The organism is Bradyrhizobium nitroreducens (assembly GCF_002776695.1).
GTDB classification, from domain to species: Bacteria; Pseudomonadota; Alphaproteobacteria; order Rhizobiales; family Xanthobacteraceae; genus Bradyrhizobium; species Bradyrhizobium nitroreducens.
The window spans coordinates 397,588-413,950 of the sequence record NZ_LFJC01000003.1 but is presented as its reverse complement, the minus strand read 5'-3'; the positions used below and the strand labels follow the sequence as shown (position 1 = coordinate 413,950).

Sequence of the window (16,363 nt, the reverse complement as noted above, 5' to 3'; positions counted from 1 at the left end):
CGTCGCGCTCTCCACCACGGCCCGTTCGAGATCCACCTGCCGCTAGGGCAGATTGTCCCGCATCACGATGTCGATCCTGATCTTCTCCTGTTCGCGCAAGATCGGCTCGCCGCGGGCGAGCGCCAGCAGCACGCGCACGGCGGCGCGCGCCTCATGTCCGGGGTTCTGCGAGATCGCGGCATCCATCACGCCCTGCAGCAGCAGCCGGCGCGTCAGCACGGTGACGTCGTGACCGACGAACACCACATCAATGCGGCCGGCATCGCTCAACGCCTTGGCGACGCCCTGGGTGCCGGCGCCGACGTTGTAAAGGCCGACGATGTCGGCATGCCTGCCGAGCAGCCGCGCCAGTACCTGTTCCGAACGGTCGTCCTCATCGCGCCCTTCCAGCACCGGCAGCACGCTGAGGTCGGGGAATTCCGACGCCATCACCTGGTTGAAGCCGAAGATGCGCTCGGCGTGGTCGCGCAGGCCCTGCGAGCCCGCGACGATCGCGACCTTGCCGGACCTCTGGCCGACCAGCCGCCCGACCAGCGCCCCGGCGGTGCGTCCCGCGGCGATGTTGTCGATGCCGACATAATGGTGACGGCGTGACGACGGCACGTCCGACACCAGGGTCACCACCTTGGTGCCGGCATCGACGAGATCGTTGATGGCGGCGCGGACGCTCGGATGATCCAGCGCCACCACGGCGACGCCGTCGTAATCGCCCGACAGCGCCTCGAGTGAGGCCGCAAGCACGGACGGATCGAACACGTCGGTTGCGACCATTTCGACGCTGAGACGGCGGGCCGAGAGCCAGGCCGACATCTCGCCGAGATAGGCCTCGATCTGCTGCATGAACGGGTTCGGCCCCGACGGCATCACGAAGGCAAAGCGGCGGGCGCGGCCGCGGGCGAGCTCGGCGGCGGCGACATGGGGCTGGAACGAATTGCGCTCGATCGCCGCCTGGACGCGCCGCACCGTGTCCGGCCGCACCCCCGGCCGGTTGTGCAGCACGCGGTCTACCGTCGCCAGGCTAACGCCCGCCTCGCGGGCGATGTCTTTCAGCGTTAGCGCGGTCGCGGTCAGGGTCTCGGCCATGGCTGAAGGCTAGCAGAGGTGTTTTGAGGTACGCAACTCATTTTGAGGGGCAGGACGATGCTTTCAAGCCCGGGTTGCACCGGGCCGTAGCTAGCCGCCGGTCAGATCCAGCGTCAGGAACAGGCTGTTGGGATCCTCGGCGTAGCCCTCGAACGGGCCGCACGGGACGAAGCCGTGCGCCCGGTAGAGCGCATGCGCCGGCTTGAAATAGTCCCACGAGCCGGTCTCGAGGCTGAGGCGCGCCAAGCCGCGCGCGCGGGCTTCCGTGATGATGTGGCGGAGCATCTCACCGCCAAAGCCGCGCCGCCGCGTGGTCTGAAGCGTGTGCATCGACTTCACCTCGCCATGGCTAGCCGAGAGCGTCTTCAGCGCACCGGTCGCAACCAGCAGCTCGCCGTCCCAACCGGTCCAGAACGCGATGTCGCTGGCGCGAAGGCCCGCCAGATCGAGCGCATGTGCGCTGCCGGGCGCGGTCTGCGCCCGCGCCGCCGTGACGTGATGATCGAGCAGCGCGATGACGCGGGGATCGAAAGTGTCGCCGGTGCGGATCTGCATGGTCAGGGCCTCACGTCGCTGGCAAGCTGCTTCTGCATGAAGACGAGGTCGAGCCAGCGGCCGAACTTGCAGCCGACCTCCGGCATGCGCGCGACCTCGACGAAGCCGAGCGAGGCGTGCAGTGCGATGGAGGCGACATTGGTGCCGTCGATGCCGGCGATCATCGCGTGCTTGTTCATGGCGGTGGCGCGCTCGATCAGCGCCGCGACAAGACTGCGCCCGATGCCCGCCCTGTGGTGCCGCTCGTCGACATAGACCGAGTTTTCCACGGTGTGGCGATAGCCGGGAAAGGGACGGAAATCGCCGAATGAGGCGAAGCCGACGACGTCCCCGCCCTTCATCGCGACCAGCACGGGATAGCCGGCCTGCTGCCGCGCGAGAATCCATTGACGCCGCGAGTCGAGATCCGACGGACCGTCGGTCCAGACCGCCGTGGTGTTGAGCGCGGCGTAGTTGTAGATGGTGAGGATATCGGCAGCATCCTCCAGCGTGGCATCCCGCACGATCAGCGACATCACATTTTCCCGTATGAAGCGCCGCGCCGCGTGATGATGACGTAACGCGCGTCCTGCTTGGTTTCGTTCTCGAAGATCACCGCGCGCATCACGTCGAAATCCAGACAGTCGCCTTCGCGCAAGCGGACCGCCTTGGCGTCGATATGCACGGCGATCGCGCCCTCCAGCATCAAGAGCTGCTGGGTGAAGGCGTTGCGGCCCCAGGGGCTGTAGGGCACCCGCGCGCCGGCCGGCAAATCGACCACGATGATCTCGATGCCGCTCGCCGCATCCGTCGGCGAGGCGTGCCGCCTTCGATAGCCGCTGTCGGGATCGCGCCAATGCGGCTGGTCGGCGAGGCGCACCAGCCGCTCCGGAGGCTTCTCGGCGAGCGCGACGACATCGCTCAGCGACACGTCGAGCGCCGCGCAGAGCCGGCCGAGCAGTGACGCCGTGGCGCTGCTCTGCGCCCGCTCCACCCGCCCGATCATGGCCCGGCTGACGCCGGAGCGCGCTGCCAGTTCGTTCAACGTCATGCCGGCCTGCGTGCGAAGCGTCTTCAAGCGGCGACCGATCGCGCGGTCGAGTTTCTGCTGGTCCATGGCCTTCATCCGAATATTGCCCGACAGAGGACCGCACCCATCAGGGCGAGCGGAGCTTAAGGCTGGCGGGGTGCGCGTGCCGAGAGCGTGCAGCCAATATATTAGAATCTTTGCGCAGGGCCTGGGCGGCTCGCCGGCCTGGATCGGATGGAAACGCAATAGGGAAGCTTTGGAGCGGGCGAAGGGAATCGAACCCTCGTATGCAGCTTGGGAAGCTGCCGTTCTACCATTGAACTACGCCCGCGGATGCGCTGCTCCGCGCCCGTCCTGATTAGCCGAGACGGCGCCTGCCGCCAAGCGGTTTGGCGCGCCCGGCCCGACAGTTGTTAACGTCCTGATAAGATTCCAGGTGCGCCGGATTGTGGCGGTGTTATGATCGGATGTCTGGGGCGAAACGTGCACTGAGTGGGGCGTGTGCATGGTGGGGCGCGGCTATTCGATATTCGACACGGCCGTCGGTCGTTGCGGCATCATCTGGAGCAGCACCGGCGTCGTTGCCGTGCAATTGCCGGAGGCGCGGGAGATCGACACCCGCCGCCGGATTTTCCAGGCCCATCCCGAGGCGCGCGAGCACCGGCCGTCCGAAAATGCCGAGCTTGCAATCGAGGGCATCGTGAGCCTGCTGCAAGGCGGCGACCCCGACTTTTCCGAGGTCAGCCTGGATGCCGGCGGCGTACCCGGCTTTAACCGGCGCGTCTATGAGTTCGCCTGCTCGATTCCGCGCGGGGAGACGCGCACCTATCACGAGATCGCCAAGGCGCTGGGCGCCTCAGGCGCCGCGCACTCGGTGGCGCAGGCGATCGCCAAGAATCCCTACATGCTGATCGTGCCCTGCCACCGGGTGCTGGAGGCCGGCAACTACGCCGACCGGCCCTCGCCCTATGGCGGGGTGATCTCCAAGCGGCGGCTGCTGGCGCTGGAGGGCGCCCACCCCGTCGCCAGCAAGACGCTGTTCGAGGTGCTGCTGCCCGTTGCCCCGCCCCGTGCCCCCACCTGAGGGACGAACTTGATCGCGCCTCAGTTCTGTTTTTGGGCATGATCTCGTCGGAAAACCGCTGACACTTTTCCGGATCATGCCTAGATAAGGCGGCATGGACGCGACCACGCTGCTGACGACACAATCGATCACGGTCTGTGAGTTCCGCTGCGACGCGGGACCGGACGATATGCCATTTGCCGAATGCCGCACCGGGCATTCCATCGCCTATGTGCGCGCGGGCAGCTTCGGATGCCATTGCCGTGCCGGGTTCTTCGAGCTGGTCGCGGGCTCGATGCTGGTCGGCGCGCCCGGCGAGGAATACACCTGCACGCATGAGCATGTCAGCGGCGATGTCTGCCTCGGATTCTTCTTCAGCGAGGACATGGTCGATGCTCTCGGTGGACGGCGCGAGATCTGGCGGGTCGGCGCCACGCCGCCGCTGCCCGAATTGATGGTCTTGGGCGAGCTCGCCCAGACGGCGGCAGATGGCAACAGCGACATCGGCCTCGACGAGGTCGGCCAGATCCTGGCCGGCCGCTTCGTCGACGTCGTTTCGGGCAAGCCGCGCAAGCCGGCCACGCCCACCGCGCGCGACCGCCGCCGCGCGGTGGAGGCCGCGCTATGGATCGACGACAATTCCCACGCCGAGGTCGATCTCGAACAGGCCGCGAAGCAGGCCGGCCTCAGCCCGTTCCATTTCCTCCGGCTGTTCTCCGGCGCGCTCGGCGTCACCCCGCATCAATATCTCGTGCGCTCGCGGCTGCGCCACGCGGCACGGCTGCTCGCGGATGACGACATCGCGGTCACCGATGTCGCCTATGACGTCGGCTTCGGCGATCTCTCCAATTTCGTCCGCACGTTCCACCGCGCCGCCGGCGTATCGCCGACGAAGTTCCGGCAAGCGTCGAGGGGCGAGCGCAAGATTCTCCAAGAGCGGATCGCCCTCAACTGACTAGGGTCGGCTCCGGCGCGCGCCAGTCGCGGCGCGCCTTGCAATGGAGACGACCATGTATGACCACATCGGACTGCGCGTTGCCGATCTCGACGCCGCCACGCGCTTCTACACCGCGGTGCTCGCCCCGCTCGGCTACGTGCTGTGCTCGAGCGGCGACGGCTATGCCGGCTTCGGTCCGAAGGGCGAGCCGGCGCTGTGGCTGCATCTCAACAAGGGACGCAAGGCCGACGGCGCGCATATTGCGTTCCGCGCCGGGAGCCATGACGCGGTCAAGGCGTTCCACAGCGAAGGCCTGAAGAACGGCGGCCGCGACAATGGCGGCGCCGGGCCGCGCAAGGATTACAGTCCGACCTATTACGCAGCGTTCCTGATCGACCCCGACGGCAACAATGTCGAGGCGGTTTGCACGTGACGCTCACGAGATCTCGTAGGGGGCAAAGCGACTTGTCCGCCGTAGCTCGAAGAGCGGAGGCGGAAGCGTGCCCACCGACTGCCCACGTCAATTCAAATGGTGGGCACGGCGCTACGCGCCTTTGCCCACTCCACAAGACTGATTTTGAGGAAATCCCATGGCCACCATCCACAACGACATCCCCGTCAACGCCCCCGCGCGCGACGTCTGGGACGCCGTGCGCGACTTCGGTGCGCTGCATGAGCGGCTGGTGCCGGGCTTCGTCACCGCCTGCACGCTCGACGGCGATGCGCGAATCGTCACCTTCGCCAACGGTTCGGTGGCGCGTGAGGTGCTGGTCGCTTGCGACGAGGTGAGGCAGCGTCTCGTTTATGCCATCAACAACGAGCGGCTGAAGCACTACAGCGCCTCGGTGCAGGTCATCGCCGACGGCGAGCGGACAAGCCGCCTGGTCTGGATCATCGACATGCTGCCGAACGAGCTTGCTGCCTATGTCGAGGAACAGACCCGCCAGGCCGAGACCGCCTTGCACAAGGCCTTCCCGCCCGCTGCGGCGTGAGCTGCCCTCCAGGCTCTGCTGCTCCGTGAGTTTTCTCACAGATCGCCGCCCTCGCCAGCCGTAACCATGGCGGCGTGCGTCCGGTTGGCTCCACTCTCCCGGCGGGGCTGCGCACGCGAGGAGCATGCCATGAGAGGTGCGGACAAGGTGATCTGCCAGGCAGCCGCCGTGCTGCTGCTGTTTTCCGTCGCAAGCACGCCCGCGAAGGCGCAGCTCGCGGGGTTCGGCGGCGGAGGCAGCGAGGACATGATGACGCAGATGGCGCCGATGCTGGAGATGATGAAGGCGAAGATGGGCAAGCGCCGCTTCGCCATGATGATGCAGACCATGGGCCCGATGATGAGCCGCATGATGGAGAATGGCGGCGGCGGGCTCGGTGGTCTCGGTGGCATGATGGGCGGCGGCGGCCTGAATGGCCTGTCCGCCGGCAATCTCGGCGGCGGCTTCGGCGCGCCGAATTACGGCGGCTACGCGCCGATGAGCGGCGGCACCATCCCGGCCGGCTTCGGCGGCGGCGGTGGCGACATCATGGGCATGCTCGGCGGCGTCGGAGGCGGCGACATGATGGCGATGATCCCGCAACTGATGCGGCTCGCCAATGTCGGCGGCGGCAGCGGCCATCGCCGCCATCGGCATCGCTAGAGCATGATCCGGAAAAGAGTGTAGCGGTCTGCCGAAAGGATCATGCTCAAACAACTACCTAAAGCGCGATCATCGCGCTTTAGTCGGCGCCTGATAGTGCTGGCCTGATCGCGGGCAAGCTCGCGCGCGGCCCCCAGCGCGTCAGCAGGACGCTGGAGGACGAGAGCAGGCCGAGCAGGACCATCGAGCTTGCGGCCAACCAGAAAAAGCTCTGCGCGGTGGCCCCGTGGGTCGACAGCCACCAGCCTGCGGCGGAGATGTAGACCAACCGCGCCGTCTGCGCCAGCACCGGCCCAATCACCTTGGCGGCGCCTTGCGACGAGAAATACATCACCGTGGCAATGCCGAAGAACGCGTAGAACGGTCCGACCGTCGAGAGATATTGATGGCTTGCCGCACGCACGGCCGCGCTGTCGGTGAAGATGTTGATCCAGAGATCGGGAAACATCGCGACGACGCAGGCCGGCGCGCCGACGGCGACGAAGGCGGCGACGCTGGCGATCCAGGCGACGCGCCGGGCCCGCGCGATGTTGCCGGCGCCGATCGCCATCCCGACCATCGGCACGCAGGCGATGCCGAACGAGAACGCGATCGAGGTCAGCAGGAATTCCAGCCGCGCGCCGATACCGTAACCGGCGAGGATCGCGGTGCCGAACTGCGCCAGCATGTGGGTGAAGATCGAGATCGTCAGCACCGATTGCAGCGGCGAGAAGCAGGCGATGGCGCCGACCTTCAGGATGTCGAAAAACATCGCCCATTGGATGCGCAGGCCGCGCAGCTTCGGCGTGACGCGCGCGCGCCCGGAGAACAGGACCCAGCCCATGATGCAGATGTTCATGGAATAGGCGATCAGCGCGCCGGCCGCGACGCCGCGCATGCCGAACTGCGGCACCGGACCGAGCCCGAGGCCGAGCGTGCCTCCGAGCACGATCTGCCAGGCCGCGGAGTTGAGGATGAGGAACGAGGGCAGCTTCATGTTGCCGGTGCCGCGCAGCACGCCGGCCATGGTGTTGAGCAGCCAGGGCAGCACGGCGCCGCCGAAGAACACCTGCGTGTAGGCGATCGCATGGGTCAGCACATCGCCGCGGCCGCCGAGCATCTCGAGCACTTTCGGCCCGAAGATCAGCATGCCCAGCATGAAGACGAGGCCGAAGCTGATGCCGATCAGCATCGCATGCATGGCGAGCGTGGCCGCGCGCTCGCGATCGCCGGCGCCGAGCGCGCGTGCAATGGCGGATGCCACCGCACCGCCCATCGCGCCGCCCGACATCGTCATGGTCAGGATGATGGTCGGGAACACCAGCGCCATCGCCGCCAGCGCCTCGACGCCGAGCCGGCCGATATAGGAGGTCTCGGCGATCACCGTGCAGGTGCCGGCCGACAGCGCGATCACGTTGGGCCAGGCAAGCGACAGCAGCGTGCGCAGGATCGGCCCGTCCACCAGCGCGCTTCGCACCGGCCGCGGGGGCGGCGGCAACGGGCGCTCTTGTTCATCGACCGGGATTTCGGCGATGTCGGACATGTCCCCTCCGGGCACGGGCGCCATTTGCGGCGCGGCAATGCATAGGTGTACCAATCAATTTGTTCGCGCGCAGGGCGCAGCGAGGCCGTGTTAGCACGGTGCGGAGCGATTCCTCCTGCGCCAGATGCAGGCGTGCCCTGCGGCAGTGCATTTCGACGGATGAAGGCTATTCGATCGTCCAGACCAACGGCCGGCGGCCGCCGGCGGCGGGGCGCACATGCACGGCGATATGCCGGCCGCACCCGGCAGCGAGGCCTTCGAACAGTCCCTCCAGCACCTTGGCGCAGGCGGGATGATCATCGGCGACGTCGTCCATCAGCTTCCAGCTCCGCTGGCGGAGTTCGAACGTGCCTTCGGACTGCGTCATCTCGGCCGCGTCATCCTGCGCGGCGAACAGCGCATTCAGGAACGATGCGAATTCACTTCTCCCACCGCGCCCCATCGCCAGCGCCGCCGCAACCTCGTCGAAATATTGCATACCGATCAGCTTGCCGGTGAGCCGCAGCAGATAGCCGGCGTCCTCCGGGCCGAACAGCTGCACCATCACGGGCGCGGCGGTGCGGACATATTCCATCGCGTAATTCCGATAGGCCTTCTCCAGGCGCGGCTTCGGCCAGCTCGCAACGGGAAGTGCCGGCGCGATCTTCGCATCGAACAGCGGCGCTTCGAGATGACGCGCGAACACGAGCCGCTGGTCCAGCTCGAGCGGATGATCGTATTGATGGTAGTAACCTTCCAGCCCGTCCTGGCCGTCGACGCTCTGCTTGGTGCAGACGAAGCCGAGCCTGAGATCACCGAGCGCAACGCCGTTGTTGGCGTGCCAGCCGCGCAGCATCGCGCGGCTCACCTCGCCCGGCACGCCGCAGATCGCGGTGCCCTTCCAGATCCAGCGCGGCGGCGGATAGCGGATCCAGGCCTTGGTATCGCTCTCATACATGTATTCGACATGCACGCCGCCGATCCAGTTGGAGAGATAGTGATATTGCGCGGCCGCCACCGCCGGCGGCAGATGATCGATCCCGAGCTTCCTGAGGCCGGGCAGGAAGCGCTCCTGCTGCTGGCGGCGGAAGACGCGGAAGACGAATTCCGCCGCATCGGCGGTGCCGCGCCGCGTCACCACGGTGAGGATGAGGCCGGTGAAGTAGGCGTGATAGAGGTCGGCGACCGCGCGCCAGCGCTTCCATTGGGCTTCCTGCGCGGCGTCTGAGGCGGCGGCCATGTTCGCTCCCGATCCTTGATTTTGATCGAGTGTGTCACTGCACCTTCCGGCAGGCAACATGACGCCCGTGCAGGGCGCCCTGCGCGATCGCCTGCCAATTCCGCATCACGAAGTTTGCGGCGGCGTCCTGGCTGCGCGCTCGCGCTCGACCCGCTCGGTGACATCGCGGGCCATCGCCACGGATCCAAGCACGTTGCCGCCGGAATCCCGCACCAGCGCGAAGGTCATCTCGATGTAGAGCTTGCGTCCGCTCTTGTGTAGCGCGCGGGTCAGCGTCGGCTTGCCCGCAAGCTTCATCGCGCCGCTGGCGAGTGCGGCCTCGAAGCCCTTCCAGTGCGCGGCGCGCAGATGCTCGGGAATGATCAAGTCGAGATTCTGGCCGAGCGCTTCCGCCGCGGAGAAGCCGAACAGCGTCGTCGCGGCGCCGTTCCAGCGCATGATTGTGCCGGAGCGATCCGAATAGATCAGCGCATCCGCGACGTTCTCGGCGATCTTTGCGTCGAGTTCGGATGGATTGCTCATGCCGTCACCTCGTAGCCCGGATGAAGCGGAGCGCAATCCGGGATCGCGCTACAAGTGAGACTGCCCCGGATTACGCTTGCGCTCCATCCGGGCTACAGGATCGCGCTACACCCGGAAATGCTTCGATAGTTTGAGGCCCTGGGCCTGGTAGTTCGAGCCGATGCGCTGGCCGTACATCGCGTCGGGGCGGGCCAGCATCTTCTCGTAGACGAGGCGGCCGACGATCTGGCCGTGCTCGAGGATGAACGGCACTTCGCGCGAACGCACCTCCAGCACGGCGCGCGATCCCAGCCCGCCGGCGCCGGCATAGCCGAAGCCGGGATCGAAGAATCCGGCATAATGCACACGGAATTCGCCGACCAGCGGATCGAACGGCACCATCTCCGCGGCGTAGTCGGGCGGCACCTGCACGGCTTCCTTGGAGGCGAGGATGTAGAACTCGCCGGGATCGAGGATCAGGCTGCCGTCGGGACGGGCCGAGATCGGCTCCCAGAAGTCCTCGACGGAATAGCCGGCGCGGCGATCGACGTCGACGACGCCGGTGTGGCGCTTGGCGCGGTAGCCGACGAAGCCGCTGGCTTTCTCGCCGGACAAATCGACCGAGACGGCGACGCCGCCTGAGAGATCGGCATCGTCGATGTCGACGAGGCGCTCGGCGGCATGCAGCGCATCGAGCTCGTCGGCATTGAGGATGGCATCGCCGGTGCGGAAGCGCACCTGGCTGAGGCGCGAGCCCTCGCTGACCAGCACCGGAAACGTCTTCGGGCTGATCTCGGCATAGAGCGGGCCGTGATAGCCGGCGCCGATCATGTCGAAGCGACGGGTGCCGTCGGCGATCACGCGGGTGAAGACGTCGAGCCGGCCGGTCGAGCTCTTCGGGTTGGCGGCCGCGACGATCTCCGGCGGCAGCGCCAGACTCTCCAGCAGCGGCACGATGTAGACGCAGTTGGTCTCCAGCACCGCGCCGTCGGCGAGGCTGAACTCGTGCAGCTTCAATTCGTCGATGCGCTCGGCGACCGTGGCACCGGGCCCCGGCAGGAAGCTGGCGCGGACGCGATAGGCGATGTCGCCGAGGCGCAGATCGAGGCTGGCCGGCTGGATCTGGCTCTCGACGAAGTCGTAGGCGGGCAGGATGAGGCCTGCCTCCGCCATCGCCGCGATCATGCGGTCGGGCAGGATACCATTGGCGTCGGGCGCGACCGTGAACGTCAACCGGGGGTCCTCATCAGGGCTCAAATGCATCCGGACATGCCGGAAATACAGGTCTTTTACGGCTATCCGATGGACGCCTTGACGGAAAGGGCATTGCGGAATATGAGCATCACTTATCCCGTGGTGATTTGAGCCGGCCGGCTTGCAGCCACGTTAAATAAGTCGCTAAACAGGCCGGGGACCTCTGAGATCCCGGCCCGTGGACATGTCCAGGCCGGTTTTTTTGTGCCCGCTTTCGACGAAGCGGTCATGTCGGAGGTATCTATGTCGAAGTCGCCTGCCAACTACCGTCCCGAAACCCGCCTGGTCCATTCCGGCACCCTGCGCTCGCAATTTGGCGAGACGTCGGAGGCGCTGTTCCTGACCCAGGGCTATGTCTACGACACCGCCGAGCAATGCGAGGCGCGGTTCAAGGGCGAGGACCCCGGCTTCATCTATTCGCGCTACTCCAACCCGACCATCGCAATGTTCGAGCGCCGCATGATCGAGCTCGAGGGGGCCGAGGCCGCCCGCTCGGCTGCAACCGGCATGGCCGCGGTGACGACCGCGATCCTGGCGCCGCTCAAGGCCGGCGATCACGTCGTCGCCTCGCGCGCGCTGTTCGGCTCGTGCCTCTACGTGATCCAGGACCTGCTGCCGCGCTACGGCATCGAGACCACGCTGGTCGACGGCTCCGACCTCGACCAGTGGCAGCGTGCGCTCAGGCCCAACACCAAGACGTTCTTCCTGGAGAGCCCGACCAATCCGACGCTCGACGTGCTCGACATCCCAGGAATCGCCGAAATCGCGCACAGCGGCGGCGCGCGGCTCGTCGTCGACAACGTGTTCGCGACGCCGATCTGGCAGAGCCCGCTCGCGCTCGGGGCCGACGTCGTGGTCTATTCCGCGACCAAGCATATCGACGGCCAGGGCCGTTGTCTCGGCGGCATCATCCTGTCGTCGGAAGCGTTCGTCGCCGAGCACCTGCATAATTTCATGCGCCAGACCGGCCCGTCGATCTCGCCGTTCAACGCCTGGGTCCTGCTCAAGGGCCTGGAGACGCTGGGCGTGCGCGTCCGCGCGCAGACCGATACCGCATCGCGCATCGCCGACGTGCTGGCGAGCCATCCGAAGATTTCGCGGCTGGTCTATCCCGGCCGCGCCGATCATCCGCAGGCGGCCCTGGTGAAAAAGCAGATGCGCGGCGGCTCGACGCTGGTCGGCTTCGAGGTCAAGGGCGGCAAGCAGGCGGCGTTCCGCGTGCTCAATGAATTGAAGCTTGCGAAGATCTCGAACAATCTCGGCGATGCCAAGTCTCTCGTCACGCATCCGGCGACCACGACGCATCAGCGCCTGAAGCCGGAGGACCGTGCCGCGCTCGGCATCAGCGAGGGCTTCATCCGCTTTTCCGCGGGGCTCGAGCATGCCGACGATCTGATCGAGGATCTGACGGCGGCGTTGGAGAAGGCGTGAGGCTCTTACCCTCCCCTGGAGGGGGAGGGTCGCTGCGCATGCAGCGAAGCGGAATGCGTAGCGGGGTGGGGTGACAGTCTCTCCACATACAACACTGCCCGCGTGGAGAGATCACCCCCCCCGCTCGCGCTGCGCGCGATCGACCCTCCCCCTTCAGGGGAGGGTGAAGCAGACCTCACATCGGCCGATATGTCCGCACGTCCGCCGGCACGTTGACCCCGAGCTTGATCTGGCCGACCGAGCGGATGATGTCGTCGCCGAGCAGCTGGGCGAAGCAGGCATAGCCCCAGTCGTTCATGTGCAATCCGTCGGCGATGACGAAGCTCTCGACCGGGATCGACTGGTTCTCGTGCCAGTCGCGCATCACCTCGAAGCGCGGGAAGATGCCGACATGACGGAGCTCGGCGACCTTGCCGAGCAGATTCACCATCTTGCCGGCGCTCTCCTTGCGCTGGTTGACGGCGGGCGAATATTGCGGGTCGACCAGCACGATGTCGGCATCGCCGGCGGCCTGGATGCGGCTGATGCCGTCCTCGACCATTTTTGCGGTCTCGCCGGGATCGAGATTGCGCAGCACGGCGTTGGTGCCGACCTGCCAGATCACGAGGTCCGGATGCGCGTCGATCACCTGCGTCTGCAGGCGTTTCATCATCTCGGGCGCGTCCTCGCCGCCGACGCCGGCATTGACGACGGTGATGTCGGCGGTGGGATAGTGCCGGCGCAGCTGCGCGGCGAGGCGGTTCGGATAGTTGAACTCCGGCGAGCTCGCGCCGAAGCCCTGAGTCGACGATGAGCCGAACGCGACGATGACGACGGGCTTGCCGGCGACCAGCTTGCCCGCGACATGCGGCAGCGAGCCCATCGCCTTCGAGCCGCCCTTTGGCGGCAGGCAGGGCACGCGGCTGAAAATATCGGCGGCGGATTTGGCGACCTGCTTCACCCTGTCGATGGCGCGCGTCGTGACGCCGCGCTGCTCGGGCGAGGTCGCGGCCACGGTGGTCTGGGACGGCGGCGCGGGCGCGGGATCAGCCGACTGCGCTGGCGCAGGCGTCGCCTGCGCTGCTTGGGTCGCGGCTTGCGTCTGCGCGTGGGACTGCACGGCCGGCGCCAGCAACAACAGCACTGCTGCTGCAGGCGCGGCCAGCCATGCCGTCAGGCGAAAAGGGCGGAGAGAACTCATTAACGCTAGACCTCAATTTTGCTGCTGGGCCGGCTCCAGGTGAGCGGCGTCGATCACGAACTGTGCCAACGCCCGGCCTAGGCAATCATGGACCTGCTTCGCCAGCTCAGGCCCGCGGGACGGGCTGAACAGGTCGAACTGGCCCTGCTCATTCCACTGCCGCATGATCGCGAAACGATCGAACAGCGGAATATCGTGCTCCTGCGCCACCACCCGCATATTGTCGAGATAAGGCGGCGCCGAGATCATGGTCTCCGTACGCGGGCTGTATTGCAAGTTCATCAAGACGACGTCAGCCCCCGCCTTTTGCAGCGCAACAACCCCGTCGGTCACCGCGCTGCGAAATTCATCGGGATCGATCGATCGGATAGCATCCACGGTCCCGGTCTGCCAGATCACCAAGGTAGGCGTTTTTGCTTCCATCAGCTTAACGAATATGGACGCGGTCTCCTCTGCCGTTTTCTTGCTCTGTATTTCTACGGAGACGTGCACCACCTCGGACGCCGGCAGCTTCTCCTTGAGGATCGCCTCCATGCGCGCCGGATAGGAGCTGCCTTCCGACGACGGAATCGTGGTCGAGCGGCTGCCGATGACCAGGATTTCGAGCGGTTTCCCGGCCTTGATGGCGTCGGCGACCTTGGGGAGCTGACTCTCGCTGGTCAGCAGATAGGACGGCAATTCGCACGCCGCGGGCGCGGCAGGCGCAGCAGCATCCCCCGCGCGCGCCACAGGCGCGGCGAGGCTACCGCATAGCAGGATCAGGCTCAGGAGAACCTTCGCCTTCATCAGCCCCCTCCCGCCAGATCGGCGTTGCCGACGGCGTTTTTGGTTTTCGCACCGCTCTTGTCAGCCACGCGCTTGTACCACGAAATCACCCAGGCCACGCCCCACATGATCAGGACCCCGGAGAGACTAATCAGCGCATGCATGGCCGCGCCGCCGGAGACTTCGGCGAGAATGAAATGCCCGGCGAAGGCCAGGAAGACGCCGAGACAGAAGATCTCGAGGGAATGCTGGCCGCATAGAATCAATGGGCGCAGCCAGCGCGATTTCAAGCCCGGCCAATCCCGGGGCAGGAAGCGCACGGTGAGCGCGGCCAACGCCAGGAAATGCGTGAAGCGCAGCACGTCGAGGTCGGTCTTGTCGATCGGATACATCCACTGCTCGATCCGCTTCGGCATGAACTGTGACAGTTGCGGCACGTACCAGGTCAGCGTCACGTAGAACGCCGCGACGAGATAGGCGATCGCGATCCACATCGTCACGGGCGAGGCCAGGATGCGCGACATGCGTCGCGCACCTCCCAGCGCGCACCATGCCCCGAACACGAACAGCAATTGCCAGGCGAAGGGATTGAAGGCCCAGAAGCCGTTCGGATAGGCCGACAGGTAGAGGTCGTACTCCCAGGTGACCGCGTAGAGCACGACCGAGAGGCCGAGCGTGACGTCAGGCCGCCATTTCATCGACCACAGGATCAGGGGCAGCGCCAGCATCAGCACGATGTAGAGCGGCAGCACGTCCATGTTGACGGGGCGGAAACGCAGCAGCAGCGCCTGCACGATGGTGACGTCGGGCTGCTTGAGGAAATCCATGATGCCCATCTCTTCGGTGTAGAGCGGGTTCTCGAAGCTGGTCGCGACGTAGGATATCTCGGCGAGGAAGATCGTGAACAGGAAGACGTGGGCGACGTAGATCTGCCAGACCCGGCGCAGGATGCGCGCCGTGGCGATGACGACGCCGCTCTCCAGCATCGCCCTGCCGTAGACGAAGGCGGCGGTGTAGCCGGAGATGAAGATGAAGATCTCGGTGGCGTCGCTGAAGCCGTAATTGCGGATGGTGAACCAGGTGAGCAGGCTGGGTGGCAGGTGGTCGATGAAGATCAGCCACAGCGCGAGCCCGCGGAACAGGTCGAGCCGGAGCTCGCGCTCGCCGATGGCAGGCAGCGTGATGGCCGGCGCCCTCGCGCGCGGCCTCGCTCCCGCGGGCTTGCTGTCGACGGACGCGCTGTCGACGGGCTTGGCGGTTCCCGCGATCGTCGATCCCGTCACTTGGTCGGCAATGGTCATCGGGGGCCAAAAACCCTTCCGCAAATCGCGACGTCTCGAGGAGTGTACCGGTCCGCTTCCGAACTCGCAAAGCGGCCGGACCATGTGGGGTATCCCTTTGCGGGCGTTTCCCTCGCCGGTGTCCTTCCCTTCGAATTCTGGCGGGACGATGTCGCCAAGGCCGGCCGCGGCGTTTGGTTCCGGCGCCGGATTTCGGTATGGTGGCAGCCATGTACCGCGCCGTGACCCGCCACATCGAAGTGACCGTCGAGCCGAACTTTGTTCCGGAGCAGTCGTCGGCCGACCGTTCCCGCTATTTCTGGTCCTACACCATCGTCATCACCAACTCGGGCGAGGAGACCGTGCAGCTCAAGACGCGGCATTGGATCATCACCGACGCCTCCGGCCGCCAGCAGGAGGTCAAGGGCGAGGGCGTGGTCGGCGAGCAGCCGATCCTGGCCCCCGGCGAGCGCTTCGAATACACTTCCGGCGTGCCGCTCTCGACCGCCTCCGGCTTCATGACCGGCCGCTACCAGATGGTCACCGAGAGCGGCGAGCGCTTCGAGATCGACGTGCCGGCGTTCTCGCTGGATAGCCCTGACAGCAAGCGGGTGTTGAATTAGGGGCGGGCGTTTCGTGTCCCGGACGAGCTGCAACGCGCAAGCGTTGCGGCACGGAGCCGGGACCCAGGGCGGCACGGCACGCGGATGGATGGGCCCCGGCTCTGCAGCGCATCACTTCGTGCTGCGCTGCGTCCGGGGCATGAGACCATCTTTCCATCGAATCCCAAATCGCAGACATGCCTTTTCGTTCTCGCGGCTTGAAACGCCCGAGCTTTGCTTCGTCGCTCCACCCTCGTAAATCCAAGAGGGCGCAGGGAAGGCCGGGTGCCGGCTGGCACCCGCGGTCTGCTGCGCGAAAGACACGCGC

Annotated in this window: 18 protein-coding genes, 1 tRNA gene and 1 riboswitch; of the genes, 7 read left to right on the top strand and 12 right to left on the bottom strand. The window is 66.2% G+C overall.

From position 1 onward, the window contains the following. Positions 1-42: 42 nt before the first annotated feature. From TSA1_RS02105 to TSA1_RS02085, 5 genes are all read right to left on the bottom strand, one after another. On the bottom strand, positions 43-1,083 hold the full coding sequence (locus TSA1_RS02105) for a LacI family DNA-binding transcriptional regulator (RefSeq protein WP_100174885.1): 1,041 nt from the start codon (positions 1,081-1,083) through the stop codon (positions 43-45). Positions 1,084-1,173: 90 nt separating this feature from the next. Then, positions 1,174-1,638, bottom strand: coding sequence for a GNAT family N-acetyltransferase (locus tag TSA1_RS02100; RefSeq protein WP_174718703.1), 465 nt, complete (start codon positions 1,636-1,638; stop codon positions 1,174-1,176). 2 nt (positions 1,639-1,640) lie between these two features. Continuing rightward, positions 1,641-2,153 carry a GNAT family N-acetyltransferase gene (locus TSA1_RS02095; protein ID WP_174718702.1) on the bottom strand — a complete coding sequence of 171 codons (513 nt, stop codon included), beginning with the start codon at positions 2,151-2,153 and terminating at the stop codon, positions 1,641-1,643. Next, positions 2,153-2,734, bottom strand: coding sequence for a helix-turn-helix domain-containing protein (locus TSA1_RS02090; RefSeq protein WP_174718701.1), 582 nt, complete (start codon positions 2,732-2,734; stop codon positions 2,153-2,155). The genes TSA1_RS02095 and TSA1_RS02090 overlap by 1 nt, the downstream gene beginning before the upstream one ends. A 170-nt stretch (positions 2,735-2,904) precedes the next feature. Then, positions 2,905-2,978: transfer RNA gene (locus TSA1_RS02085), tRNA-Gly, on the bottom strand. A 174-nt stretch (positions 2,979-3,152) separates the two neighbouring features. Between TSA1_RS02085 and TSA1_RS02080 the strand changes: the two genes are divergently transcribed. The 5 genes from TSA1_RS02080 (at position 3,153) to TSA1_RS02060 (ending at position 6,281) form a co-directional block, all read left to right on the top strand. Further along, a complete protein-coding gene (locus TSA1_RS02080; RefSeq protein ID WP_100174882.1) occupies positions 3,153-3,731 on the top strand; it encodes a methylated-DNA--[protein]-cysteine S-methyltransferase in 579 nt (192 codons plus the stop codon). 94 nt (positions 3,732-3,825) lie between these two features. Beyond that, entirely contained in the window at positions 3,826-4,665 is an 840-nt protein-coding gene (locus tag TSA1_RS02075) for a helix-turn-helix transcriptional regulator (protein WP_100174881.1), read from the top strand. Between the two features lie 55 nt (positions 4,666-4,720). Then, positions 4,721-5,080: a VOC family protein gene (locus TSA1_RS02070; protein WP_174718700.1), complete on the top strand. Its 360-nt coding sequence runs from the start codon at positions 4,721-4,723 to the stop codon at positions 5,078-5,080. A gap of 157 nt (positions 5,081-5,237) precedes the next feature. Further along, a complete protein-coding gene (locus TSA1_RS02065; RefSeq protein WP_100174879.1) occupies positions 5,238-5,639 on the top strand; it encodes an SRPBCC family protein in 402 nt (133 codons plus the stop codon). A gap of 129 nt (positions 5,640-5,768) precedes the next feature. Beyond that, positions 5,769-6,281, top strand: coding sequence for a hypothetical protein (locus TSA1_RS02060; RefSeq protein ID WP_174718699.1), 513 nt, complete (start codon positions 5,769-5,771; stop codon positions 6,279-6,281). A 79-nt stretch (positions 6,282-6,360) separates the two neighbouring features. On the opposite strand, the gene TSA1_RS02055 is transcribed toward TSA1_RS02060, so the two are convergent. The 4 genes from TSA1_RS02055 to TSA1_RS02040 all read right to left on the bottom strand — a co-directional run bounded on the left by TSA1_RS02055 (position 6,361) and on the right by TSA1_RS02040 (position 10,786). Then, positions 6,361-7,803: an MATE family efflux transporter gene (locus TSA1_RS02055; protein ID WP_100174877.1), complete on the bottom strand. Its 1,443-nt coding sequence runs from the start codon at positions 7,801-7,803 to the stop codon at positions 6,361-6,363. A 166-nt stretch (positions 7,804-7,969) separates the two neighbouring features. Next, entirely contained in the window at positions 7,970-9,022 is a 1,053-nt protein-coding gene (locus TSA1_RS02050; protein ID WP_100174876.1) for a hypothetical protein, read from the bottom strand. 105 nt (positions 9,023-9,127) lie between these two features. Continuing rightward, complete coding sequence (locus TSA1_RS02045) at positions 9,128-9,544, bottom strand: PAS domain-containing protein (protein ID WP_100174875.1); 417 nt, start codon at positions 9,542-9,544, stop codon at positions 9,128-9,130. Between the two features lie 105 nt (positions 9,545-9,649). Continuing rightward, positions 9,650-10,786 (bottom strand): 2'-deoxycytidine 5'-triphosphate deaminase, encoded by a 1,137-nt coding sequence (locus TSA1_RS02040; RefSeq protein ID WP_100174874.1) that lies wholly within the window; start codon positions 10,784-10,786, stop codon positions 9,650-9,652. Positions 10,787-10,866: 80 nt separating this feature from the next. Beyond that, positions 10,867-10,946: riboswitch (SAM riboswitch) on the top strand. Between the two features lie 74 nt (positions 10,947-11,020). Here TSA1_RS02040 and TSA1_RS02035 point away from each other — a divergent pair. Next, positions 11,021-12,208 carry an O-succinylhomoserine sulfhydrylase gene (locus TSA1_RS02035; RefSeq protein ID WP_174718697.1) on the top strand — a complete coding sequence of 396 codons (1,188 nt, stop codon included), beginning with the start codon at positions 11,021-11,023 and terminating at the stop codon, positions 12,206-12,208. 175 nt (positions 12,209-12,383) lie between these two features. Here the strand turns inward: TSA1_RS02035 and TSA1_RS02030 are convergent, their stop codons facing one another. Genes TSA1_RS02030 through TSA1_RS02020 form a run of 3 tightly spaced genes read right to left on the bottom strand, consistent with a single transcriptional unit; the run spans position 12,384 to position 15,454 of the window. Then, complete coding sequence (locus TSA1_RS02030; RefSeq protein ID WP_100174873.1) at positions 12,384-13,388, bottom strand: SGNH/GDSL hydrolase family protein; 1,005 nt, start codon at positions 13,386-13,388, stop codon at positions 12,384-12,386. Positions 13,389-13,400: 12 nt separating this feature from the next. Then, the gene (locus TSA1_RS02025; RefSeq protein ID WP_100174872.1) at positions 13,401-14,174 is read right to left on the bottom strand and encodes an SGNH/GDSL hydrolase family protein; all 774 of its coding nucleotides are present in this window, start codon (positions 14,172-14,174) and stop codon (positions 13,401-13,403) included. After that, a complete protein-coding gene (locus TSA1_RS02020; RefSeq protein WP_100174871.1) occupies positions 14,174-15,454 on the bottom strand; it encodes an OpgC domain-containing protein in 1,281 nt (426 codons plus the stop codon). The genes TSA1_RS02025 and TSA1_RS02020 overlap by 1 nt, the downstream gene beginning before the upstream one ends. 209 nt (positions 15,455-15,663) lie before the next feature. Between TSA1_RS02020 and apaG the strand changes: the two genes are divergently transcribed. After that, a complete protein-coding gene (gene apaG, locus TSA1_RS02015; RefSeq protein WP_063199673.1) occupies positions 15,664-16,056 on the top strand; it encodes a Co2+/Mg2+ efflux protein ApaG in 393 nt (130 codons plus the stop codon). Positions 16,057-16,363: the final 307 nt, after the last annotated feature.

What these genes read in the sequence shown, in the direction of transcription:
- TSA1_RS02030 (WP_100174873.1), bottom strand. Translation starts at nt 13,388, where the DNA reads ATGAGTTCTCTCCGCCCTTTTCGCCTGACGGCATGGCTGGCCGCGCCT.
- TSA1_RS02065 (WP_100174879.1), top strand. Translation starts at nt 5,238, where the DNA reads ATGGCCACCATCCACAACGACATCCCCGTCAACGCCCCCGCGCGCGAC.
- TSA1_RS02100 (WP_174718703.1), bottom strand. Translation starts at nt 1,638, where the DNA reads ATGCAGATCCGCACCGGCGACACTTTCGATCCCCGCGTCATCGCGCTG.
- TSA1_RS02055 (WP_100174877.1), bottom strand. Translation starts at nt 7,803, where the DNA reads ATGTCCGACATCGCCGAAATCCCGGTCGATGAACAAGAGCGCCCGTTG.
- TSA1_RS02070 (WP_174718700.1), top strand. Translation starts at nt 4,721, where the DNA reads ATGTATGACCACATCGGACTGCGCGTTGCCGATCTCGACGCCGCCACG.
- TSA1_RS02075 (WP_100174881.1), top strand. Translation starts at nt 3,826, where the DNA reads ATGGACGCGACCACGCTGCTGACGACACAATCGATCACGGTCTGTGAG.
- TSA1_RS02045 (WP_100174875.1), bottom strand. Translation starts at nt 9,544, where the DNA reads ATGAGCAATCCATCCGAACTCGACGCAAAGATCGCCGAGAACGTCGCG.
- TSA1_RS02105 (WP_100174885.1), bottom strand. Translation starts at nt 1,083, where the DNA reads ATGGCCGAGACCCTGACCGCGACCGCGCTAACGCTGAAAGACATCGCC.
- TSA1_RS02090 (WP_174718701.1), bottom strand. Translation starts at nt 2,734, where the DNA reads ATGGACCAGCAGAAACTCGACCGCGCGATCGGTCGCCGCTTGAAGACG.
- TSA1_RS02040 (WP_100174874.1), bottom strand. Translation starts at nt 10,786, where the DNA reads ATGCATTTGAGCCCTGATGAGGACCCCCGGTTGACGTTCACGGTCGCG.
- TSA1_RS02060 (WP_174718699.1), top strand. Translation starts at nt 5,769, where the DNA reads ATGAGAGGTGCGGACAAGGTGATCTGCCAGGCAGCCGCCGTGCTGCTG.
- TSA1_RS02095 (WP_174718702.1), bottom strand. Translation starts at nt 2,153, where the DNA reads ATGTCGCTGATCGTGCGGGATGCCACGCTGGAGGATGCTGCCGATATC.
- apaG (WP_063199673.1), top strand. Translation starts at nt 15,664, where the DNA reads ATGTACCGCGCCGTGACCCGCCACATCGAAGTGACCGTCGAGCCGAAC.
- TSA1_RS02025 (WP_100174872.1), bottom strand. Translation starts at nt 14,174, where the DNA reads ATGAAGGCGAAGGTTCTCCTGAGCCTGATCCTGCTATGCGGTAGCCTC.
- TSA1_RS02080 (WP_100174882.1), top strand. Translation starts at nt 3,153, where the DNA reads ATGGTGGGGCGCGGCTATTCGATATTCGACACGGCCGTCGGTCGTTGC.
- TSA1_RS02035 (WP_174718697.1), top strand. Translation starts at nt 11,021, where the DNA reads ATGTCGAAGTCGCCTGCCAACTACCGTCCCGAAACCCGCCTGGTCCAT.
- TSA1_RS02020 (WP_100174871.1), bottom strand. Translation starts at nt 15,454, where the DNA reads ATGACCATTGCCGACCAAGTGACGGGATCGACGATCGCGGGAACCGCC.
- TSA1_RS02050 (WP_100174876.1), bottom strand. Translation starts at nt 9,022, where the DNA reads ATGGCCGCCGCCTCAGACGCCGCGCAGGAAGCCCAATGGAAGCGCTGG.